The sequence below is a fragment of the Streptomyces sp. R35 genome (assembly GCF_041053035.1).
Lineage (GTDB): Bacteria > Actinomycetota > Actinomycetes > Streptomycetales > Streptomycetaceae > Streptomyces > Streptomyces lutosisoli.
The window spans coordinates 2,332,181-2,354,967 of sequence record NZ_CP163440.1 but is presented as its reverse complement, the minus strand read 5'-3'; the positions used below and the strand labels follow the sequence as shown (position 1 = coordinate 2,354,967).

Here is a 22,787-nt window from a genome sequence, read left to right as displayed (position 1 = left end):
CGTGCCGCTGTACCGCCCTTCGTATCCGATCCGATCACGTCTTCTATGAACGCCATGCCTCGATCGGATTGCCCAGCCAGCGGGTGTCGTCGGGAACGGACTCCGCCGCCATCACCAGCGACGCGGGACCCAGGGTGGAGCGGGCCCCGACGGTGCTGCCGGGCAGGACGATTCCGCCCGGGCCCAGGGTGGCGCCCTCACGGAGGACCACAGTATCCGTCCGCAAGATCCGGTCGTGGAAGAGGTGGGTCTGCAGGACACAGCCACGGTTCACCGTCGCCGCGTCCTCCAGCGTCACCAGGTCCGTCTCCGGCAGCCAGTAACTCTCGACCCAGGTGCCCCGGCCGATCCGGGCGCCGAGCCCGCGCAGCCAGGCCGTCATCAGCGGCGTACCGGGCACGGATCCGGCCAGCCACGGCACGGCCACGACCTCGACGAACGTGTCGGCGAGCTCGTTGCGCCACACGAATCCGCTCCACAGCGGGTGCTCACCGGCCCGGTGCCGGCCCACGAGCAGCCACTTCGCCACGATGGACAGAACGCAGGCGAGCGCGCCCACGGCGAGCAGCACGAGCCCGGCGAGCGCCCAGGCCCACGCCCCCAGCGCGCTGAGCGCGGCCACGGTCAGCACGGCCAGGGCCGCCGAGCAGAACACCGGCACGATCCGGCACAGCTCGACCAGGCCGCGCGCCCACAGCAGGTGCGCGGGCGGGTCGTACGTACGGCTCTGGTCGCCGTCCTGTGTCGAGCGCGGCAGCTTGACCGGCGGCAGCCCCAGATACGAGCTGCCCTTCTTCGCCTTCTTCGGCGTCGCCGACAGCACCCCGACCAGACCGCCGTCCGGCACGCTGCGGCCCGGCGCGGTCATCCCGGAGTTGCCGAGGAACGCCCGGCGGCCGATCTCGGCCCGCCCGATCCGCATCCAGCCGCCCCCGAGGACGTAGGGCGCGGTCAGCGTGTCGTCCGCGAGGAAGGCACCCTCTCCGACGGTGGTGAGGCTGGGCAGCGCGAGGACGGTGGAGACCTCGGCGCCCCGCCCGATCTTCATGCCGAGCAGCCGCAGCCACACCGGCGTGATCAACCCGGCGTACAGCGGGAACAGCGTCTGCCGGGACCGGTCCATCAGCTGGGTGACGGTCCAGGACTGCCAGCCGATGCGGCTGTGCGTCGGATGCGTGCCCTCGCGCAGCCCCAGGCTCAGCAGCCGTACGGCGATCAGGAGCAGCAGCGCGTACGCGAGACCGAAGGCGAGCGTCGCCGGCACCAGGGCGATCGCGGCACCGCGCAGGGCTTCGCCGAGCCCGGCGTCCGCGCCCACGAACACACGAGCCACGAGGAGCGCGGCGACACCCGCGAGCAGGGGCAGCGCGGTCAGTGCGAACCCGGTCGCCCCGTACATCGCCCGCCAGTACGTGCCGCGCTGCGGCCGCTCCTTGGGCCAGGCCCGCTTCGCCTTGCCGAGCTTGACCGCGGGCGCCCCGGCCCAGCGCTGCCCGGTCGGAATCTGCCCGGCGACGGCGGAACCCGGGGCCACCTCGGCCCGCTTGCCGACCCGCGCCCCCGGGAAGAGCATGCTGCGCGTCCCGACCACCGCACCGGCGCCCACCTTGAGTGCGCCGATCTCCAGCCGGTCACCGTCCAGCCAGTGCCCCGACAGGTCCACCTCGGACTCGACGGCGGCACCCCGGCCCAGCTTGAGCATGCCGGTCACCGGCGGCAGCGAGTGCAGATCCACGTCCGTACCGACCTTGGCGCCCAGGGCACGGGCGTACCGCTCCAGCCAGGAACCGGTGAGCGAGGTCGCGCCACTGAACTCGGCGAGCCGCTCGGCCGTCCACAGCCGCAGATGGACGCTTCCGCCACGCGGGTACCGGCCGGGCCTGACACCGCGCAGCAGCAGCCGCGCCCCGCCCGCCGCGATCGCGAGCCGCCCCGGCGGGCTGAAGAAGACGAGTCCCCCGGCGGCGACGAGCCACCATGACGCGCTGGGCGCCCACGGATACGGGCCGAACCAGTGCAGTACGTTCCCGAGCGCGGCCAGCGCCACGGTCCAGCGCAGTCCGAGCAGGGTGAACAGCGGGATCAGCAGGAGCAGCTGCGCCACCTTGGCCCGCACCGGCACCGGCGCGACGGTCCGCGCGGCGGCTGTGTCGGCGGCCCGCACGGACTTCTCCAGGTGCCAGGCCAGCTTGCGCAGGACGGGCTGCTGGTAGATGTCGAGCACGGCGGCGCTGGGGTAGCGGGTGCGCAGCTTGGTAGTCAGCTGGGCGGCGGCCAGGCTGCCGCCGCCGATCGCGAAGAAGTCGTCGGCCGCGCCGGCGACGGGGATGCCGAGCACCTCGCTCCACTGCTCGGCGAGCCAGGCCTCGGTGCCGTAGAGCTGTTCCTTCGCACCGCCGGTCTCCAGGTCCTCCAGCGGCCAGGGCAGCGCGCCCCGGTCGACCTTGCCGGAGGTGCGGGTGGGCAGGTCGTCGACCGGGGCGAGCAGCGGGACCAGGGCGGCGGGCAGCTCGGCGCGCAGTTTCTCGACGGCGGTGGCGTGGTCCCAGCCGTCCTGGGTGACGACATAGCCGACGAGGAGCTGGTTGCCGCCGCGGGCCGTGCGGACGGCCGCCGCGGCCCCCGCCACGCCCGGCAGGGCCTGGAGCGCGGCATCCACCTCACCGAGCTCGATCCGGCGTCCGCCGAGCTTGATCTGCTCGTCGGCCCGCCCGAGGAAGATCAGCCCCTCGGGCTCCGCCTTGACGAGGTCGCCGCTGCGATACGCCCGCTCCCAGCCCAGCGAGTCCAGCGGCGCGTACTTCTCCGCGTCCTTCTCGGCGTCGAGGTACCGGGCCAGCCCGACCCCGCCGATCACGAGCTGCCCGCTGCCGCCCATCGGCACCAGTTCGCCGGCCTCGTCGACGACGGCCAGCTCCCAGCCGTTCAGCGGCAGCCCGATGCGGACCGGCTCCTCGCCGGTCATCAGGGAGGCACAGGCGACGACGGTCGCCTCGGTCGGCCCGTAGGTGTTCCAGACCTCCCGCCCCTCCGTCACGAGCCGCTGCACCAGCTCGGGCGGGCAGGCCTCGCCGCCGAAGATCAGCAGCCGTACGTCGTTGAGGGTCTCCGGCTCCCAGAGTGCGGCGAGCGTCGGCACGGTCGAGACGACGCTGATCTCCTGTTCGACCAGCCAGGGGCCCAGGTCGGCGCCACTGCGCACCTGGGAGCGCGGCACGGGCACCAGACAGGCGCCGTACCGCCAGGCCAGCCACATCTCCTCGCAGGAGGCGTCAAAGGCGACGGAGAGGCCCGCCATGACCCGGTCGCCGGGTCCGATCGGGTCCTCGGTGAGGAAGAGGGCGGCCTCGGCATCGACGAAGGCGGCGGCGCTGCGGTGACTGACGGCCACGCCCTTGGGTTTGCCGGTGGAGCCGGAGGTGAAGATGATCCATGCGTCGTGCTCGGCCCCGGGCCGCGCGGCCGGAACGTCGGAGCGGCCGGTCACGGTCAGCTCGTGTCCGGCCCCGAGGACCGCGCGCACCTCCGCCTCGCCGAACACCAGCTCGGCGCGCTCGTCCGGGTCCTCGGCGTCCACCGGGACATAGGCGGCGCCGGCGGCCAGTACGGCGAGGATCGCGACGTACAGCTCGTTGGTGCCGGAGGGGACCCGGACGCCGACCCGGTCGCCGAGGCCCACCCCGGCGGCGCTCAGCCGCCGCCGCAGGGCCTCGACCTCGACGGCCAGGGCACGGTAGGTGAGGCAGCGGTGCCCGTCGTCCAGGGCGGGCTCGTCGGCGTACGCCCGAACGGAGGCATCGAGGATGTCGACGAGCGTGCGCGGCGAGGCGGCCGGGGAGGCGGAGAACCGCGCCTGGTCGCCGAACTCCGCACGTACCTCGTCGTCGGACAACGCGAGTGCGGGGCCTTGCTGGAGGGCTGCCATCGGGTCCTCACGTGTTGTTCCCGGAGCGTCCGGGGAGCTGGTGGGCCCGCAGGTATGCCTGGGGATATTCCGGTCCAGCTCCAAACAAGCCTGGAATTTTAGTACGACGCTAGTCGCGGACCTGGTCATCAGCCATGCGAGGGGGTCTCATCGGGCACCGGAACCATTGATTCCGGAGCTCTGACGTGGAGGTACGTCATCCTGACGAGATCTGCCCCACACCTCCACGTAACACAGCACAAGACGCCTTGCGAGCCTTGCGTTCGGCGGTGCCCGGGAACGGGCATCGTGAAGTGGGGGCTGTGCGACGCGGCCTTGGCGCTCCACTTCGGATATTCATATGGGTCGACGGTCAACCGCCGTACAGCAGGCCGGTGTTCGGCTTACGCGCGGCACTCGGGACCCCTACGATTCACCTGCCCCACGGCTGCGGACGGCCGCGGGGCGACCTTGCGTGCCAGGAGGCGGCGAACCCGAACAGACCCGGCAGAAGCGGACCGAGGGGGGATATGGCGGTGGCGACATCCGAACGCGCCCGTGCCTGGATGCTGCCGGTGTCGGTTCCCGGCATCGTGATCGGCGGGGTCGGTCTGCTGGGTCTCGGCCTGCTGGCCGGGCTGGCGGTGGATCCGTCCGCACTGGTCGGCACCAGCGGTTATCTCTTCGGCGCGGGCCTCCTGCTCGCCGTCGGCCTGTACGGCAGCACGTACTCGATCGACCTCGAAGCCGTGCGCTCCGACGTGCCCGGCGTGGTGGCGGCCGTGACGCTCGGCGTCGTCCTCAAAGCAGCCCTGATCGCGGGTGTGATGGTGCTGTCGTTCGGGCGGCCCGAATACCTGGTGCTCGGTATCGCGGTCGCCCAGATCGACCCGCTGTCCGTCGCCGCCCTCTCCAGAAGTGGACGCATGTCGCCGCGCGCCCGGTCGCTGCTGACGGCGTGGGCGTCGTTCGACGACCCGATGACGGTACTGCTGACGCTGTATGTCGCGAGCTACGCCTATACGAAGGCGGGGTACGAGGGCACACCGGCGGTCGCGGGCGGCGGCGCGCGCGGTTACGCGACCGGGCTCGCCCTGAACGCCGCACTGCTGGCAGGGGTGTTGCTCCTGTGGTGGGCGGGACGGAGGGTGGCGGCCAAGGTGTCCGCCTCGCCGCGCGCCCGGCGTGCCGGGGCGGCTTCGGCGGGGCTGCTGGTCGTGGCGATGCTGGTGCTCGCCGCGGGGAACATGCTGATGCTCGCGGTGGCCGTGGCCGGACTCGTGGTGCGTACGGCGGCGTTCGGCAAGGCGCTCGACCGCGCGGTCGGCGGCGCCTTCCTGGCCGCGTTCCTCGCCCTCGGACTGTTCCTCGCGCAGGGCGTGTCGCTGCTGACGGGGTTCGTCCTGGGCGTGGCCGCGTTCGGCGCACAGGCGGTGGTGGCGCTGGGGGTCATGCCCCTGTTCGTACGGGGTCTTGAGCGGCGGGACTGGATCGCGCTCGGGCTCAGTCAGCAGAACGGCATCACGGCCGTCCTCATCGCGCTCACCCTTGAGCGTGACTTCCCGGGCACGGTCGCCACCGTCGGCCCCGCCGTGGTCACCGTCAACCTGCTGTACGGCACGTCACACGTACTGCTGGCACATCCGCCGAGCCTGCGGCGAAGGCGCGGCCACCGGGAACTCGACGCGGACGACGAGCGTCCCTCCCCATGCGAAAAGCCGCCGGTGCGGGAGCCGTTGGCGAACGGCCGGTCCCCGGCGTAACCGCTGTTCGTACCGGCAGGGGAGCCAGACGAGGGAACCGGCGCACGGCAGTCGCCGGACGGGGAGAGTCCGCATGGGGCAGGGGATGGGGCACGACTTACGGGCGACGGGCACGGCGGTCACCGTCGGGGCACTCGTGCTGTTCGGGGTACTCGTGTGGTGGGGGGTCACCGCCGCCCCGGCGTTCGCGGCGCCCGGGGCATCCGGGGAGCGCGACGCCCAACTCGTGTACTGCCTCGACACCGCGCACCGCGGCGACCTCGTCACGGCCGCCGTACGCCTCGGCCTGCTGAAGGCCGGCGCGACGGCCCAGGACACGGTCGTACCCACCGCGGCCGGCGGGCGCATGACGCTGGAGAAGTGGGCCGAGCACAGCCAGGACGACTTCGGACGGGCGTGCTCCGCGCTGATGTCGGCCGATTCCGACTCCCCGGGCGCGGCGGCCGGCGGCAGCGCGGAGGACGGCTGGTTCATGACGTTCCTGAAGTCGCTGCCCCTGCTGGGGGCCGGCGCCCTGCTCACCCTCGGCGGACAGTTCTCGGAGCGCGTATCGGCGGAACGACGGCAGCTCACACAGCATTTGGACTCCGGCGCGGCGGCGTTCCGGGCAGCGGCAAGGGAGTACCTGGCGGACTACGAGCGTCGGCCCGACGCCGACCACACGGCGGTGCTCGCCGCGCGTGACGCGCTGATCGGCCCCCTCCTCCAGGTGTCCGGACCCGGCGCACGGCGCGACACCGCCCGGCAGCTGGCCGGTGAGCTGCCGCTGGCCCGTCCGCTCCCGAGCGCCCGCGACGGCGCGTTCCTCGGCCTGGGCGCCCGGGCCCAGGAGGCACAGGGCGTACGGCAGTCGGTGGAGCGGCAGCTGCGCACCGTGTCGGACCTCAACGGCCGTGCGCTGTACTGGAGATGGCGTACTTTGCGGGCACGCCCCGCCCCCGCGACCCCGGGAGCGTCCGCATGAACGTGCCGATCCAGGACAACCCGTACGGGGTGTACGTACCGGGCAGCAGACAGAGCCTGCCGGGCTTCGCCGTCCCGCCGAGGGACGACCACCCGCTGGTGCCGTGGGAGGACGAGAGCCACGCCGGCCAGTGGGTGGACGTCGACCATGCGCGGGAGCAGCTGGACCTCTTCGAGCAGTGCCTGCTCAGACTCGCGGACCTGGTCACGCCCGGCGTGGACCAAGGGCGTCTGGTGGTGGTCACCGGGCCGGTCGGCATGGGCAAGACCACGCTCATCCACCAGTGCATCTACCGGGCCGGACAGTACATCGCGCGGCTGAACGAGCTGGTCCGCACCGCACCGCCCGGCACCCGCCGTCCCCCGCGGCACATCGTCGCGATGACCGCCGGGTACGGCAACGACGGACGCGCCATCAGCATCGACGAGAACGGCGACTTCGCGTCGACCCCGACCATCAACGCCACCATCCGCGACAAGGTCGTCGCCACCTTGCGCACGCAATTCGCCGGCGCCGGACTCGATCCGGCGCTGTCCCAGGAATCCCCGCTGAAGGCGTTCAACGCGATCAGCGCCCTGCTGGCCCAGCAGGACGCACTGCTGTTCGCCGTGGTTCCCCACATCGACTGGAAGGACGTGGGTGTGCGGACCAGATTCCTCAAGACCTGCTTGAGTCATGCACAGAGCCGGATCGTACTTCTCGTCGAAGTCAGCCATGGAACGACCGAGACGGCGAACGAGGTGGTCGCGGAGCTGCTGCCCAGCGCCGCGGTCACCCACCTCGCACTCGGCAGCCTCAGGCCGGAGGACACCTTGAAATTCAGCCAGAGCGCCCGCTCGGGCCATCCCGACCCGGACAGCGCGCCCCCTCGGACCGCGCAGAGCCTCAGGGACGAGCTGCTCCGGGCCCACGAGCAGTGGCAGCCCGCCGACGTACGGGAGTTGCGGCGCGTCTTCCACGCGGTGGCCGAGGGGCAACGACACGCGGGCAGACCCGTGCGGATCACCGCCGACGAGCTCACCCGGCACACGTCGGGACGGTCCGGTCCGGACCTGGCGACCCTGCGGCGCTTCACCCCCGGCCCCACCGCGCTGCCCCATCCGCCCGGCCCGTCCACGGGCTCCTGACCCGGCCCCGCACCCCCGCACCCGCCCGCCCCTCGCATCGACGTCATCGGAAACACGAGGAGTGCCATCGTGGCCTCAGTCAGTGGAGACATCTGGCACGACAACCCCTTCCCGCTGATCCCAGTCGTGCGCCTCGGCCCCTCGGCGGACCTCGGGGCCGCGCCGGTCGAAGCGGCGGACTCCGGGAACGCGACCGTCGGCACGCCGACCCTCGAAGAGCTCTCCCAACTCGTCGACGACTACCTCGCCGAGCGTCCCGCCGGTGGCCGGCGCGGGAGGACGATCGCCCTGGTCGGCGAGTTCGGGCTGGGCAAGAGCCATGCCCTGCGCGAGGTGTACGCCGCGCTCGGCGCACGCCCGGACGGCCCCGCGATGTGGATCGTGGACGAACCGGCCCAGGACATGGGCCGGATGTACCGGGACCGGCTGCGCGGCCCCGGCGACACCCCCCGCGGACGCCGCGCGTTCGAGGAACTGGTCCGGGACTACTACGCGTACGTGACCGCCAACCGCGTCGGCGAACAGGGCAGCGATCCGCGCCTTGGCACCCTCGACGAGATCGCCGCGGGACTGCGGGACCGCAGCCTCGACCCGGACAAAGTGGTGTCGGCGCTGCGCTACGACCCGGAGGTGATCCACGCGGATCTGCGCGGCACACTGGGCGAGGTCACCGAACACCGCCGTTTCGCCACCGCGCTGGCGCTGCTTCAGGAGCCGCCGTTCACCAGGATGGTGTGGAGGTGGCTGAACGGCGAGGAACCCGCCGAGCCACTGCGCGAGCGCGGCATCACCGAGGCCATCGGGCCGTCGGGCGGGGCCGGCGGACAGCAGTACGCCGCGGCCGGCATAGACCGCGTCTTCGACGCGCTCGCGGTACAGGGATTCCTGCACGGCCGGGTGGGCAGCCCGTATGTGCTGCTGATGGACTCCCTGGAGAAGGTTCTCGACTGGCCCGAGGAGAACCGGCGTACCTTCGTGGACGCCTTCGAACGCCTCGTCAACATCTATGCGAGCCGCGGCGGTCTCCTGGTGTTCTGCGTCTCGCCGGACGGACTCCAGGCGCTGCGGGCGAGCGTGCACGAGCGGGTGGTGCAGCTGTGGCCGACCGGCTTCAGCGAGCGCCTCACCGGGGAACTGGTCGCGGCCTACGTCGACGCGGGCCCCGGCCGGAGTATCCCGCGGGCGCGCCGGTCCTCCGGCCCGTTCGGCCCGGACGCGCTGCGGCTGCTGTACGAGCTGACCGAGGGCGTACCCCGCGAGGTGCTCAGGACCTGCCGCCAGGCCTGGCAGCTCAGCGAGGACCGCGACGGCGCCGTACGGGAGGTGACCGCCGCGGCCGTACTGGAGGCGGTGAGCTTCCTGCACGAGAAGGTCTCGAAGCGGGAGGTCACGGCCGACGTGCACAAGGCCCTCGACCTGGGGCAGTGGCGCATCGCCTCCAGCGACCCGGTCCCGGCCCGGGTGTCCTCCCCGCCGGACACCGACGAGGAGGTGCTGTACTGGCTCGCCCCCGCCCCCAACACCTATCTCGCGGTGATCCTCACCCGCTCCGTCCTCCTCGCAGGCGACGCGGAACGGATCGCCGCCCATGTGCACGGACTGCGCAACGCGGTGCATCCGGCGCGGTTCGAGGCGCTTCTCGTGGTCAACGGCCATGTGTCGCAGCCCATGCAGGACCGCCTGGCGCGCTCGATCGGCTCCCGGCCGCTGGTGTACCGGCAGGGGCCGTTCGCGCAGAGCGTCGACGAGGCGCTGCGGCAGCTCGGCAGGCGGCTGGAGGAGGTACGGCGCGAGGAGGACATCGTCCAGCTGGGCGAGCGGATGCGCCGCGACCTGGAGCGGCAGACCGCCCAGCTCACCGAACTGCGCCAGGCGATGGCCACGTTGACGCTGGAAGCACGCCCGGGCACGGCGTTGCCGCGCACCGAGCCGTCCACGCCGCAGCTCACCGGGCCGGTGCCCGAGGCCCCGTCCGAGCCGGAGCAGGCCGCCGCCGATCTGCCGGGACCGGTGCGACGCCGGTTCAGGGAGGCGCTGGCGGTCCTCGACACGGTCACCCGGCGGGTGGCCGGGCGGACCATGACACGACGCAGCGCCGCGACGCCCGCGGAGCTCGGCGCGCTGGGCTGCGCCACGCTGGTACGGGCGCTGACGGAGGACTTCCGGGGATCCGTCGCGGCCTGGCACCGCACCGCGCTGCGGGGAGTGCCGACCGACGACCAGCTGAGCGAACTGCGCCGGATCTGCCGGGAGTACGAGACCGCGGTCGAGGTGCTGCCGGTGCATCTGCTGGGCAGCGCCGGCCAGGCGCACCCGTTGACGGCGGCCCGCACGGTGGAGGTGCTCGCCGAGGAGGTGTGGGGCACGCTCAGCGCGGCGACTGTGCCGTGATTTCGCCCAGCGCGTGCGCGAGCCCGTGCAACCGGGCCTCGGCGCGGGCGACCTGCGTCTGGTCGAGGGTGACGCCGACGACGAACTCGCGCGGCGAGAGCCACGCGACGTAGACCGCGCCCTCCTGCACATCGAGGACGAGCCGGTCGACCGGCGCCTGACCGGGCGGGGCCTGCGCCACGAGATGCAGCGCGTCGGTGAGGCGGACCACGTGGCCGCGCAGGCCCCGCGAGAGGTCCCGATAGGAGGTGCGCCGACTGCGCACGCTCACATCCATGAAGCGCGGACCGAGTTCGGGCGCGTCGAAGACGTCGCCGACGCACACCAGCGTCCAGTCGCGGTAGTAGCCCGCGTACTGGAGGTCGGTGGTGTTCACATGGTGGTGCCACAGGGAGCGCAGCCGCTGCTCGTAGGCCGGGACGGGCGCGGCGGCCGTGCCGAAGTCGACGCGCAGCGCCGCGTTCTCGGTGTCCGTGGAGACGAGACGGGGCTTCGTGTCCGGGTCGCCCCCGGGCAACTCGTCGGGCAGCCTGTGCACTTCGGTACGGATCCGGGTGACCAGGCGGTTCATGGCGTCGTCCATGGCGGGGACGCGGTCGGGGCCGTCAGCGAGCGCCGCCAGGTACTCGCCGGGCTTGACCCGCCCGCCCCACAGGCCACCGCGCCCGTTGGCGACGACGATGCGCATCAGGTCTCCGGTGCCCAGCGGACGCAGCACCGCGCCGAGGTCCTGGGCGCACAGCAGCAGCCGGCTGCCGGGCAGCGACTCGTCGTGCAGGTCGTCGTCGGCCTCGGTGACCAGACTGCTGAGGGGGGCCCGCTCGGCGCGGCAGACCACGAAGTCGAGGATGCCGTTGCTGTAGTGGGACAACGACCGGATCTCGGGGGCCGCGACGGCCGCCTCCTCGCACAACTCCGTAATCCAGCCGTGGCGTTCGGCCGACCAGTGATACTCCCTCAAGGTCTCCGTGCGGTGCGGTGCCGGGGCTGCCACGTGCGCTCGCCTTTCGCTGGGGGACTGCGGGGACGCCCGTGCGGGCCGGCGTCCCGTGCCGGTGCCTTCCTCGTGTCCGTGTGTCCGTCTTCTTCTTACAGCCCGGGCAGCTCCAGGTCGATGTCGAAGCCCGACGGAGGCACCGGGCGCGATGTGTCGGATCCGGTCAGCCGTGCGTGATGGGCCCGCACCCGGCGTCCGTCGGGGCGGTGTGCGACGCCGAGGTCGCGCAGCCGGTTCAGGGCGCTGTGGGCGAGTTGGGCGGCTTCCTCGGTGCGGTCGGCCGCGGCCAGGGTGGCGGCGAGGGAGTTCTCCGCGACGGCCACCCACGGGTGGGACTGGCCGACCTTGTGGGACAGCAGGTGCACGGCGGCGCGGCCCTCGTCCTCCGCGCGCTGCACCTCGCCCATCGACCGCAGATACACCGCGTGCCGGACCTGGCTGAGCCCCGTGTAGGGGTGCCCCACACCGAACCGGCTCGCCAGCGCGTCCCCGCACTGGCGAGCCTGCTGTTCGGCCTCCTCCACCTTGCCGAGGGCGTGCAGATCGGCGGCGTAACTGAACTGGCAGCGCAGCGTGTCGAAGCGGTCGGCGCCGAAGCGGCTGACGTACAGCTTCAAGGCCCGCAGGTCGCGTTCGTGGGCCATCTCGAAGCCGTAGCGGGGGTCCTTGACGGCGGGGAAGCCGTCGGCGAGGCGGCGCTCGCTGACGGCCAGGCCGACCTCCGTCTTCAGGCGCCCCCCGTCCCAGGTGTCGCCGTACCGGCGCAGCCGCTGGCGCAGCAGGTCCCGTGCCTCGCCGTCGCGCCCGCTCATCCGGTACAGGTAGGCGAGCAGATCGGCCGCGCGCCAGGCGATCGGGTCCTCCTTGCCGCCGACGGCCTGCCGGTAGCGGAAGCGTGCCTGGAGACGGCCCAGGGCGACGGAGACACGTCCCGTGAGCGCCTCGGTGAGGGCGAGGTTGTGCTCGACCTGGACCGTGGCGGGATGCTTCGAGCCGAGCAGCAGCGTGAGCCCCTCCATGGCGGGCCTGATCTGGATCAGGGCGTCCTCGAACCGGCCGAGGGCCCGCAGGGTCGCGGCATGCGAGTCGGCCGACAGCAGGGTGCGCGGGTGGGTCAGGCCGAGCAGCCTGCGGTGACCGCGCAGCGCCTCCTGGGACAGCTCGCGGGAGCATTCGTAGTCGCCGCCCAGGCGGTGGGCGCGGGCGGTGAGGTTGAGCAGCCGCAGGTACTCGGGCGTCTGCTCGTCGCCGTCGGCCCGCCATGCGTCGCGGGCCCGCCCCGAGATGTCGAGGAGGCGGGCGAGGTCGGCACTCTCGCCGCGCTGGCTGAGCGCGTTGAGATGGCGCAGCATCGAGCGGCGCACCCGGGGCCGGGAGTCCTCCCACAGCCGCAGCGAGTACACCTCGCGCGCCCAGTCGGCGGGCAGGTCCTGGTCCTCCTGCGGCACGTACTCGGCGAGCACACTGCGCAGCACCGACTCGACGTGCTGCCGCTTGTCGGGGTCCATGCCGTCGCGGATCAGGTCGCGCAGCGCGTGATGCTGTACGAGGGGCTGCTCCTTGCGGTCGAAGTCGACGTCGAGCAGCCCCACTTGGGCCAGTGACCACAGGGCGACGCTCACCATGTGCTCGTCGGGCAGCTGTACGTCGTCGGGGTGCCGGTGGCGGACGGTGTCCTCGGCGGCTGGTTCGGCGGAGTCGTCGCGGGCCAGCTCGGACAGGATGCGGCGCGAGCGCAGCAGCTCCAGGCCGGTGCCGCGCCCGGTGAGCAGGGAGGCGGCGCCCAGCAGCCAGCCCAGGGCGTCGTGCCCGGGGCTCTCGGCGCGCCAGGCGGCGGCGCCCGGGGTGGCCCCCGCGACGTTCTGGGCCACCCGCACCATGACGGCGACGGGCGGTACGGAGCCGGTCTCGCCGAGGAGTTCGGTCTTGCAGGTGCGGAACTCGGCGAGAAGGTCCGCGACGGCCGCGCGGGCCGCCGCGTCCGGCCCCATGTGATCGTCGCGCCGGTGGGCGTCGGCCCGCTCGGCGAGGCAGTGGGCGGCCAGATGCAGGGCGAGCGGGACGGAGTCCACCACGCTGCCCACCTGTTGGGCCTGGTCCTCGGTGATCTCCGGGAGCCGTTCGCACAGCAGGGCGCGGCACTCGGCGGGCCTCATGGGTCCGATGGCGGTGGCCGTCATATGCGGTGGGCGGGCGTCCGGCTGCCGTTCGGGCGGCGCGACGCGGCTGGTGATCAGCACATGGCCGCGCTCGTGCGGAACGGGGAGCAGACCGTGCAGCTCGGAGGGGTCCACCACACCGTCGTAGACGATCAGCCAGTTCCCCGAGTCGGAGTCGGGGCGCGACAGGCGGGTCAGCAGCCGGGAGACGCCGCCGTCGGGTGCGACGACGCCGAGCTGGTCCTCCGCCGTGCCGAGGCGGCCGGCGAGCCGGGCCAGACCGCGCTGCACCCGCAGCGTCTCCCAGGCGCGCACCCACCACACCACGTCGTACCGGGCGCCGTAGCGGTGGCACAGCTCCCGGGCGGTCTCGCTCTTGCCCCAGCCGCTGGGGCCGTGCAGCACCAGGCAGCCGCCTTCGCGGCCGGCCCCACGCAGTTGCTCGTCGAGCGTCGCCAGCAGGGCGTCGCGGTCGATGAAATCGCCGTTGCGCGGGGCGACGTTGGTGGTCTCGGGCAGCCGCGGGAAGCGTGCGCCCCGCGCGCCCTCGCGGGGTCCCGCCGGGCCGAGGCCGAGGGTGGTGTAGAGCAGCCGCAGTGCCTCGTCCTCGGTGGTGTCGCGCAGGTCGATCCGCTCGTGGTGGGCCGCCGCGGTGTGCGGGAACGGCTCGTCGACCAGGACGATCCGCACATCGGTGTGGGAGAGGGCGCCGATCTGTGCGAGCAGGGTGTCGTCCGCGTCACCCGGCGAGAGGAAGAGCAGGGCCGCACCGGCCGCGGGGCGCTCACCGGCGTAGGTGTCGTCCCTGCGCAGTACGGTCCGCACGCTCCGTTCGCCGAGCCGGTCCTGCAGCCAGGCCGCCCAGAGGGCGTGCCGTGCGGAGTGGACGACGGTGACGTGGGTGAACCGGGCCGGGCGGCGTACCCGCAGCCAGTCGGCGAGCCGCTCGTAGTAGGGGCGCAGACCGGTGACGGTGCCGACGCTCTCGGTCTCGACGGCGAGGCTGCGGCTGTCCAGGTAGAGGGGGTTGTACGGGATCTCCAGGAAGGGGAACTCGCGCTCCTCACGGGCCTGGGCGAGTGGTCCGAACTTGCGGCGCACCCGTTCGCGCGCGTCCCGCAGCCGGTCGTGGACCCCGACGTCGCTCTTGAGCCCGAGGGTGAGCAGCCGGACGGGCCGGTCGCCCTGCGCGCCGGACAGGTCCTCGGCGAGGGCGGCGGCACCGTCGATGGACCAGGCGGTCAACGCGAAGCAGACGACGACCGCGTCGGCGAACCCCAACAGCCGGGCGGGTTCCACCGCGCCGGGAGCGTCCGGCACCGGAGCCTCGACGAGGACGTGGTCGTAGCGGGCCGCGACGGGGTCGTCGGCGAGCCCGGTCAGCGCCGCCGGGGTGGTGAGTGCCGTGGTGGAAACCAGCCCGGGCACCGGGTCGGGTACCGGCAGGCCGTCCGCCTGATCGCCGGAGCGGCCGTCCACGAGCAGCACACTGCGGTTGCCCTCGGCGAGGATGTCCGCCGCGTTGCGCAGGGTGGTGCTCAGTCCGAGGTTCTCCGACGTGGTGAAGAAGATGGTGAACGAACCTGCGCGGTCAAGGGGGTTGGCGTCTGGCATGACCTCTCCGCTCGGCGCGGCACAGCAAGGGAAGGTGGACATAACGGACATGCGAGGGTGTCAGTATAGGGCTCGCTGCCCCACCCCCGGCTGTGCACGCCCGGTGTACGTCAGATCCGCGGGTCGCCCGCACCCCGCCCACTTCGCTCACGCGCTCTCGGTGTGCCCGGTGACGAACGGGTCGCCCGCCGCGCAGCTGTCGTGCACCCGGCGCAGCAGCGCGCCGAGCACGGAGTCCGGCAGGGCGGCGACGTCTTCGAGTGCCAGCCCGGCGATGTCCAGGACGACGGACTGGGCGTCGGGCACCGGGCCCCGGCCTTCGCCCTTACCCGGCTCGGCGGGGGTGGCTCCCTCGGCAACTGCCATGGTGTCCACTCCAGGATGTTCGTGGACCGCTGTGCGGCTGCGGCCCGCCCCGCGTGGACGCGGAGCGGGTGACCGATGTCCACTTCAGCGTAACGCCACCCCCTGCCCGCGCGGCAGCGGTCGTGCGCCCCGTGCTTCGTCAACTGCCCGCAATACGGAACCCGTTGGCTCATTCGTGATGTTGACGCTCGCCGCACCACGAACGAATACTGGTCAAACAGAGTGCGCCAGGTCCTGAAGTACGACGGGGACATACGACGGGACGGCGGCGCACATCTTCGGGGGGAAGCGGATGAGTCGACCGCCACTGCGCCATGCAGAGCCGCCCTGGCCGAGGGCTGCCGACGTGGTGGCACGGGAGACGGCCGGCTGGGTCCCGTACCCGATCCACTCCTTCGTCCTCAAGGTGCACAGCCGCTGCGACCTGGCCTGCGACTACTGCTACATGTACCGCTCGCACGACCAGAGCTGGCGCACACAGCCGCGGACCATGGCCCCCGCCACCGTCGAGCGCACGGCCCAGCGGATCGCCGAGCACCTGTCCGCGCACGGGCTGCACGAGGCGGGCGTCGTCCTGCACGGCGGCGAACCCCTGCTCGCCGGCGACGCCGCGCTCGCCCGCACGGCCTCGACCCTGCGCGCGGCCGTCGGCGACGGCGTACGGCTGCGTCTGTCCCTGCAGACCAACGGCGTACGCCTGACCGAGCAACGGCTCGACCTCTGCGGCGAACTGGGCATCCGGATCGGGGTGAGCACCGACGGCGGACGCGCCGCCCACGACCGGCACCGCCGCGGCGCCGACGGGCGCGGCAGCCATGCCCGGGTCGACGCGGCCCTGCGGCTGCTGGCGAGCGATCCCTACCGGCCGCTGTTCGCCGCGCTGCTGTGCACGATCGACCTGCGCAACGACCCCGTGCGCACCTACGAAGAGCTGCTCTCCCACCGCCCGCCCACCCTCGACTTCCTTCTGCCGCTGGGCAATTGGCACACGCCGCCGCCCGGCCTCGACCCCGGCGGGCGGCGCACCCCGTACGCGGACTGGCTGTGGGCCGTCTTCGAGCGCTGGTACGGGACGGCCGTGCGCGAGACCGGAGTACGCCTCCTCGACGACCTGATGGCCCTTCTGCTGGGCGCCGAACCGCGGACGGAGGCCCTCGGACTGTCCCCGGTGCGCTACGCGGTGGTGGAGACCGACGGCTCGCTGGCCCAGGACGACAGTCTGCGCACCGCATACGCCGGGGCCGCGCGCACCGGGCTCGACGTCGAGCGCCACTCCTTCGACGCGCTGCTGCGCCATCCCGGCGTCGCGGCCCGCCAGTGGGGGGCCGACGGACTGTGCGCCGAGTGCCGCGCCTGCCCGCTGCACCGGGTGTGCGGTGGCGGCCACTACGCGAACCGGTACCGCCACGACACGGGGTTCGCCAACCCGAGCGTGTACTGCGCCGACCTGGCGGCACTGATCGGACGGGTGCGCGGGCGCCTGGCCGAGGATGTGATGCGCCTGGCCACGTCGCCGTCCGCGCGGCCGGCGGCCTCGCCCTCGCTTTCGCCCTCGTCTTCGTCCTCGTTGTCGTCGGAGGTGGCATGACGCCGTTGCCTCACCGCATGCCGGGCGTGCTGTTCGACGAGGTCGCCGCCGGATGCGGCGGCGCCGGGGCCCTGCGGCTGCTCGCCCGCGCCGAGCACAGCCGACGCCTCGCCTGCGTGTATGCGGTGACGGCCGCCGCCCGTGAAACCGGGGGCGCCGTGGCGCAGGAGGCCGAGCGGGCGTGGGAGCTGCTCGTCGCCGCACGGAACGCGGCACCCGACGCCGCGGCCGCCGTACTGACCCATCCGTCGGCCGGTCCCGCACTGTTCGGCCTGCTCGCGCGTCTGACCCAACGGCGCGAGGGCGCGCAGCCGCCGGTGCACTGGTTCACCGCGCTCGCCGCCGCGGCGGCCGTCCGCGCCGGGCTCCCCGGGGACGTGCGCTGGCCTGCGGCGGGCCCCTGGGTGGCGCTGCCCTCGCTCGGCCGGGCCCACTTCCCCGGCGCCCGCCCCGGCGAGCGCGTCGAGGTGCGCGTCGGTGACGACGGCCGGGCCCGGATCGCCGTACCCGGATCGGCCCTCGCCCCCGGCCCGGTCACGGTGCCCGGGGATCCGTACCGGAGCAAGGGACGCTGGCGGGGCGCCCACCTGCTGACCGCCCTGGACACCGACGCCCCGCTGCTGCTCGACCCCCTGGACCCGTCGTGCTTCCCGCACGCGGAGGGGCGCCCCGGAGATCTCGGCGCCGACGAGGTTCGCCGCTGGGCGTCGGTCGCGCGGGACGCCTGCCGGCTGCTGCGCGCCGACCATCCGGAGACCTACGCGGAGCTGGCCGCCGGCCCGCGGCTCCTGGTGCCGCTGACCGGCACCGCCCGGGGCAGCGTCAGCGGAAGCAGTGCGGAGACCTTCGGCTGCGTCGCCATGTCCCTGCCCCCGACGGGGACCGTGTTCGCGGTGACGATGGCGCACGAGATGCAGCACAACAAGTTCGCGGCCCTGCTGCACCTCTTCGACCTGTTCGAGGCGGGCGGCCAGGAGCTGTACTACGCGCCCTGGCGCGGCGACCCGCGCCCGCTGCTGGGGCTCTTCCACGGGGCGTACGCGCATCTGGGGGTGGCGCAGTTCTGGAACCGGCGCCGCGAGACGGAGCCGGACGCCGCCCTGCGGGCCGCCGCGCACCTCCGGTTCGCCCGCTGGCGCTCGGCCACCCGGGAGGCGACTCTCGTGCTCCTGGACTCCGGCCGGCTCACTCCGCTCGGGCAGCGGTTCGCCGGGCGGATGCTCGACACCCTCGACGTCCTGTGCCGACTGCCGGTGCCGCCCCCGGCCCTGCGCCGGGCCGAGGCCGAGGCGCGGGCGCACCGGGCGGCCTGGCACGACCGCAACGGGAGGGCGCGGGCGGTGTCCGTATGACGACGACCACCCGCCCCGAACAGCAACAGGCCCCGGACGGGATTGCTCCCGGCCAGGGCCTGATCACTGCTTCATATGGTGTCCGAGGGGGGACTTGTACCGGGAGCCCACGGATCGCGCCACTCAGCGCTGAATTGGAGCTGGCTCTGCTGTAGCTGCCGACCGGAGTCTGGGCGAGGGGAAGTGTTGGTCGTGCGTCCGCGCAGGTGCGAATCCCCGGCAGGATTCGAACCTGCGACACCCGCTTTAGGAGTGGGATTGGATCTTTGCCGGGTGGTACTCGTCCCTACCAGGCGCTGCTGTTCGTGCAGGCCAGCGGCGCCTGGCATGTTGGCCAAGCCGAATCTTGGCGGCTGGTGTTCGACCGTCCGCTCACGCAGCGCTCACGCGGGAGAGCGGCAGCGGACCGGGGGCACCGCAAGAACGCTGCGGTGCCCCCAGCCGTTGTCGCCACGCTATGCGTCTGGCCCGAGTGAGGCGAGGTCGTAGGCGTTGCTGATGGTGCTGTAGCCGTCCGGCGTCAGGTTGACGTGGTCGCCGGCATCGAAGTCCGCCGGTGCCGCATTGTTGCCCAGTTTCAGTGCCTGTGGGTCCGCCGTACTCGCCGTGTCCGTGACTGCCACGACCGACTCCGCGTCCACGTAGTTCACCGTGGGCGAGGTGAAGTCGAGTTGGTCGGTGATCCAGGTGTTGGTGTCGATGCGGTTCTGGTCGACTGTCGCCGTACAGGCGCTGTAGCCGTCGCAGGGCGTCAGTGTCGTGAAGATGACCTTGATTCCCCAGCCCTTGAGCTGGTCGCGCAGCAGACCGAGTGCGCTGTCGACGTCGACGTCGTCGTGGCCTGCGACGATGTCCTCCAACCCTTGGGTGACCACGACCGTGCGTAGGCCGGGGATCGAGAGTACGTCCCGGTCCAGGCGGGTGACCGCCGCGCGGCCGCCGGCGCCTGCGCCCTGGTCTGTGCCGAGGTAGTTGTTCTCGATGCCGGAGGCCACGACGCCGTAGACCGGTACGCCGTCGGTGTTGTTGCGCAGCCGGTACGCCAACCACTGGTTGAAGCGTGGAGTGTTGTAGCCCGCCGTGTTGCCGGTGGTGCGGCTGTTGATGAGGCCGTCGCCGAGCACGGAGACCGCCGGCCGGTGGTCGGTGGTGGTGACGTCGACTCCGGTGAGGATGTCGGAGAAGCGGCCCGCCGCGACCGTTCCCGTGCCCGTGAACGCCGTGTTTGCCGTGTCCGTGGTGTGGTCGCCGCTGCCGACGGCGCTGACGTAGCTGAGTGTGTCTGTGGCCGCCCAGGGGTGCATGACGAGGTAGTTCACCTCGTTCACCAGATGGATACTGGTCGTGATCACCCCGCCCTGGGCGACCGTCATCGGGATCGGGTCGCTGTAGAGTTCGCCGCCCTCCGGGATCACCACCGACTTGGCTCCGCCGAAGGTCACGTCCACCGGTGTGGAGGTCAACGTGGCGCCGTTGCCGTACGGGGCGACGGTCACGTGGTCGAGGGTGAGCGGGTCGGTGCCCAGTGCGTTGGACAGCCGCAGCCGTACCGTGTCGCCGCCGGCGCTTACCTGGGTGATCTCGCGGAAAGTCTGGTTGCTGAAGGCGCCCATGTCCGAGAAGTGGAAACGCTCCTCGGTCGGTGCGCTCCAGGTACCGGTCCAGGCGGCGCCGTTCGCCGCGGTGGTGGTGTCGCGGACGGACATGCCGATGATGTGCAACCCCGGCACGTACTTGCGGGCCGCGTTGGCCAGGTCGGGCAGCGTCACCGAGTCGACGGTGGCGCCGGCCTTCAGCGGTACCGCGAAGGCGTAGATGTTGGTGTTGCGGGTCTCCTGGGCGCTTGGGGTGTTGCGGTGCAGCAGGGTGACGGCGGCCAGGGTGTCCGAGCCGTACACCCAGTCGGGCATGGTCAGGTAGTAGGGCTGTGCGGTGCCGTCGCCGTAGGTGATGGATCCGGTCGGGGTGACGCAGTCTTCGTATGTGCCGTTGCCCAGGCTGCAGTTGGTGGCCGAGGTGTTGGTGTTGTCGGGGACGACGGGGCTGGTGGTGTCGCCGCCCTGGTGCTGGGAGCCGACGAACCCGTAGGTGGAGAAGCCGAGGAAGACCAGGGCCTGGCCGCTCTTGCCGTTCATCTGGATGGTCTGGTTGGCGGCCATGACGTTGTCGCCGCTGGTGGAGCCGAAGTTGGGCAGGGTGAAGGTGGCGCCGTCCACGGTGACCTTGCCGCCGGGCTGCCAGCCGGCAGCCTTGAGGTCCTGCAGCGAGAGCGTCGCACCGACCCCGTCGGCGTCGGCGGTGGTGTGGTTGCTGTCGTCGGTGGTGGCGGTGTTGTTGAAGGCCGCCTGCAGGCTGGCGTACGTCTTCGTGGCGTGCCCCAGCGCGGTGAACTCGTATTGCTGCTGCGAGGAGACGTTGCCCGCGGAGTCGACGGCGTAGACGTAGAGCGTGTGTGTGCCGGGTGCCACCGGGGTCATGGTGATCGTGGCGGTGTTGTTGCTCGCTGTCACGGTCTGCGAGGACGGGGTGTTGGAGGTCGGCGGGGCGGCGTCCAGGCCGTAGAGGAACTTGGCGGCGTTGTTGCCGTTGGTGCCCGGGTCCACGGAGACGGTGAACTTGCCTGCGGTGCCGGCCGCGGTGATGCCGGGGGAGTCCTCCGGGTAGAGGTTGTCTGCGGTCTTGACGGTCGGTTGCGCAGGGCTGTGCAGGTCGACGGTGAAGTGGCAGGTGGCCGAGGTGGCTGAGGTGTCCTTGCCGTCCGTTGAGGTGACCTTCCAGCTGACCACGCTGCCGTCGGCGAGGCCGCTCATGAAGGACGAGGACAGCTGCACCGGGGCGGTGACTCCACTGGCTACGGTCGCACTGGTCTTCGGGGTGGCCGAGCCGCTGCCGACCCAGTAGGAGTACGTGGCGGCCAGGGCGTCCTTGTCGCCGTCGCTGACCACGGCGTTGAGGGTGGGCGGGGTGGTGGCCAGGGTCTTGCCGACGATCGGGTACGGGGTGGCGGTGCCGCAGCCGAGCGAGGTGGAGCCGACCTTGGTGGCCAGGTTGCCGGGCTTGCTGGGGACGTGGTTGTAGGTGATGGACATCGAGGGGTTGTTGGCGAAGCGCTTGAAGTAGTTGCCGTCGCCGCTGCCGTTCTGGCTGTTGACCAGGGCGAAGGTCCAGCTCTTCCAGTGCGCGGAGGCGCCCTTGGCGATGGTGGAGGTGACGGAGAAGCCGCCGGAGGGCTCGCTGGTGCAGGCCGGGCCGAAGCTCTTCGTGGCGAGCTTGCTGGTCAGCGACGGCTTGGCGTCCCATCTGGTCGACGAGCTGATCGCGCCGGACCAGTAGAGATAGACGTCCGAGGAGAGGCTGCAGCTGGCGGAGTAGTTCTCCTTGGCGTCCACCGTGGCCGAGACGATGTGCGTGCCCCAGATGCTCGAGGGTACGGCCAGCTGGAAGTAGGAGCGCTCGACGCCGATGCAGCCGGACCAGCTGTTGTAGCCGACGCCGGGGTCGCCGTACTGGGTGGAGTCGTAGTTCTTCGCGGTGGGGCAGCCCTGCTGGGTCTCCACGTAGTGCTGCTTGCCGCCGGTGGCGTAGTGGGGGTTCCAGGTAGGGTCGATGAAGACCGGGTACGTGGTGTGCGCGTCGCCGAGCAGCTTGGCGTCGGGCACGAGGGACAGCGTCCGGCCGTGCAGCCGGCCCTGGACCCGGGCCACTCTGGCCTTCTGGGCGGGGCCCGTCTCCGGGGCGGTGTGCTGCCCGCCGATGCCGCTGGAGTCCCACATCGCGGGTTGCGGGGCGCTGAAGAGCACCCGGCCGTCCGGCGTGGTGGCGGCGAGGTTGCCGTGGCCGTCGTCGGCGACGGTGACGCCCTTGGCTTTGGTGGTGAGGGAGAGCTTCGCGAGTGCGGGGTTGGCTGCGGCCTTGGCGTTCTTGACGATGAGGACCTGGGACCAGCCGCCCTGAGTGTCGGCGGTGAGTCTGAGGTCCACGCCGGGCAGCACGTTCGGGTAGGTGAGACTGGCGCCGGAGGCATGCGGGGCGGGCAGCGGTTTCGGCCAGGAGACGGCGAGGGACGCCTTGCCCTTGGCCATGGTGGCGAGCGGGGCCGTGCCTCCGCCGGAGAAGGCGAGTGGCTCGGCCGAGGTCTTGGGACTCCAGGTGCCGTCGGCGTTGCGTTTCAGGGTGGCGTCCACCGGGATCCAGCGGCCGGCCTTGCGTACCCGGACGGGCAGCAGGCTCGACGTGTAGGTGAGGGTGCCGGACGGGTTCGCCGTCGTGGTGGCGGTCTCGGTGGTCAGAGCCTGGACGCGGACAGGATCGCCGGTTGACGCGGCCTGCCTGCGGGCGGCCGTCAGCGAAGCCTGCTGTGTCGTCGTCAGCCCGCCGTCAGCATCAGCTGGGCGCAACGAACCGCTCGGCTCCGGCTGCTCCGTGGAGTGGTCCGGCGCCGGAGTGAGCGCCGGCTGACCGGTGGCAACGTCCGCCACAGATCCCGGAACGGAGTCCGCCGCGGCGGGTAGCACGGCGCCCTGAGACAGACACAGCGCGCTGACAGCAGTGGTCACCAGGAG

Annotated in this window: 11 protein-coding genes; 6 read left to right on the top strand and 5 right to left on the bottom strand. The window is 72.3% G+C overall.

Annotated elements, in window-relative coordinates:
• Nucleotides 1-43 precede the first annotated feature (43 nt).
• Entirely contained in the window at nt 44-3,925 is a 3,882-nt protein-coding gene (locus AB5J50_RS11000; protein ID WP_369257093.1) for a Pls/PosA family non-ribosomal peptide synthetase, read from the bottom strand.
• 515 nt (nt 3,926-4,440) lie between these two features.
• On the opposite strand from AB5J50_RS11000, the gene AB5J50_RS10995 reads away from it, so the two are divergent.
• From AB5J50_RS10995 to AB5J50_RS10980, 4 genes are all read left to right on the top strand, one after another.
• Nucleotides 4,441-5,667: a hypothetical protein gene (locus tag AB5J50_RS10995; RefSeq protein ID WP_369257091.1), complete on the top strand. Its 1,227-nt coding sequence runs from the start codon at nt 4,441-4,443 to the stop codon at nt 5,665-5,667.
• An 85-nt stretch (nt 5,668-5,752) separates the two neighbouring features.
• Complete coding sequence (locus AB5J50_RS10990) at nt 5,753-6,631, top strand: hypothetical protein (protein WP_369257089.1); 879 nt, start codon at nt 5,753-5,755, stop codon at nt 6,629-6,631.
• Nucleotides 6,628-7,758: a hypothetical protein gene (locus tag AB5J50_RS10985; protein ID WP_369257087.1), complete on the top strand. Its 1,131-nt coding sequence runs from the start codon at nt 6,628-6,630 to the stop codon at nt 7,756-7,758. The genes AB5J50_RS10990 and AB5J50_RS10985 overlap by 4 nt, the downstream gene beginning before the upstream one ends.
• A 69-nt stretch (nt 7,759-7,827) precedes the next feature.
• Nucleotides 7,828-10,149, top strand: coding sequence for a hypothetical protein (locus AB5J50_RS10980; protein WP_369257085.1), 2,322 nt, complete (start codon nt 7,828-7,830; stop codon nt 10,147-10,149).
• Here AB5J50_RS10980 and AB5J50_RS10975 read toward each other — a convergent pair.
• The 3 genes from AB5J50_RS10975 to fxsA form a co-directional block, all read right to left on the bottom strand.
• Nucleotides 10,127-11,143, bottom strand: a complete 1,017-nt coding sequence (locus AB5J50_RS10975; RefSeq protein WP_369257083.1) for a hypothetical protein — start codon at nt 11,141-11,143, stop codon at nt 10,127-10,129. The genes AB5J50_RS10980 and AB5J50_RS10975 overlap by 23 nt on opposite strands.
• Before the next feature lie 95 nt (nt 11,144-11,238).
• The gene (fxsT, locus tag AB5J50_RS10970; protein WP_369257081.1) at nt 11,239-14,919 is read right to left on the bottom strand and encodes an FxSxx-COOH system tetratricopeptide repeat protein; all 3,681 of its coding nucleotides are present in this window, start codon (nt 14,917-14,919) and stop codon (nt 11,239-11,241) included.
• A 147-nt stretch (nt 14,920-15,066) separates the two neighbouring features.
• On the bottom strand, nt 15,067-15,285 hold the full coding sequence (gene fxsA / locus AB5J50_RS10965) for an FxSxx-COOH cyclophane-containing RiPP peptide (protein ID WP_327427511.1): 219 nt from the start codon (nt 15,283-15,285) through the stop codon (nt 15,067-15,069).
• Between the two features lie 292 nt (nt 15,286-15,577).
• Here fxsA and AB5J50_RS10960 point away from each other — a divergent pair, with 292 nt between their 5' ends.
• Complete coding sequence (locus AB5J50_RS10960; RefSeq protein WP_369257079.1) at nt 15,578-16,873, top strand: FxsB family cyclophane-forming radical SAM/SPASM peptide maturase; 1,296 nt, start codon at nt 15,578-15,580, stop codon at nt 16,871-16,873.
• Nucleotides 16,870-18,225 carry an HEXXH motif domain-containing protein gene (locus AB5J50_RS10955; protein WP_369257077.1) on the top strand — a complete coding sequence of 452 codons (1,356 nt, stop codon included), beginning with the start codon at nt 16,870-16,872 and terminating at the stop codon, nt 18,223-18,225. The genes AB5J50_RS10960 and AB5J50_RS10955 overlap by 4 nt, the downstream gene beginning before the upstream one ends.
• Before the next feature lie 455 nt (nt 18,226-18,680).
• Here AB5J50_RS10955 and AB5J50_RS10950 read toward each other — a convergent pair whose 3' ends face one another.
• A complete protein-coding gene (locus AB5J50_RS10950; RefSeq protein WP_369257075.1) occupies nt 18,681-22,703 on the bottom strand; it encodes a hypothetical protein in 4,023 nt (1,340 codons plus the stop codon).
• Nucleotides 22,704-22,787: the final 84 nt, after the last annotated feature.

Coding starts and splice junctions, on each gene's coding strand:
- fxsA (WP_327427511.1), bottom strand. CDS start 15,285: ATGGCAGTTGCCGAGGGAGCCACCCCCGCCGAGCCGGGTAAGGGCGAA.
- AB5J50_RS10960 (WP_369257079.1), top strand. CDS start 15,578: ATGAGTCGACCGCCACTGCGCCATGCAGAGCCGCCCTGGCCGAGGGCT.
- AB5J50_RS11000 (WP_369257093.1), bottom strand. CDS start 3,925: ATGGCAGCCCTCCAGCAAGGCCCCGCACTCGCGTTGTCCGACGACGAG.
- fxsT (WP_369257081.1), bottom strand. CDS start 14,919: ATGCCAGACGCCAACCCCCTTGACCGCGCAGGTTCGTTCACCATCTTC.
- AB5J50_RS10955 (WP_369257077.1), top strand. CDS start 16,870: ATGACGCCGTTGCCTCACCGCATGCCGGGCGTGCTGTTCGACGAGGTC.
- AB5J50_RS10990 (WP_369257089.1), top strand. CDS start 5,753: ATGGGGCACGACTTACGGGCGACGGGCACGGCGGTCACCGTCGGGGCA.
- AB5J50_RS10985 (WP_369257087.1), top strand. CDS start 6,628: ATGAACGTGCCGATCCAGGACAACCCGTACGGGGTGTACGTACCGGGC.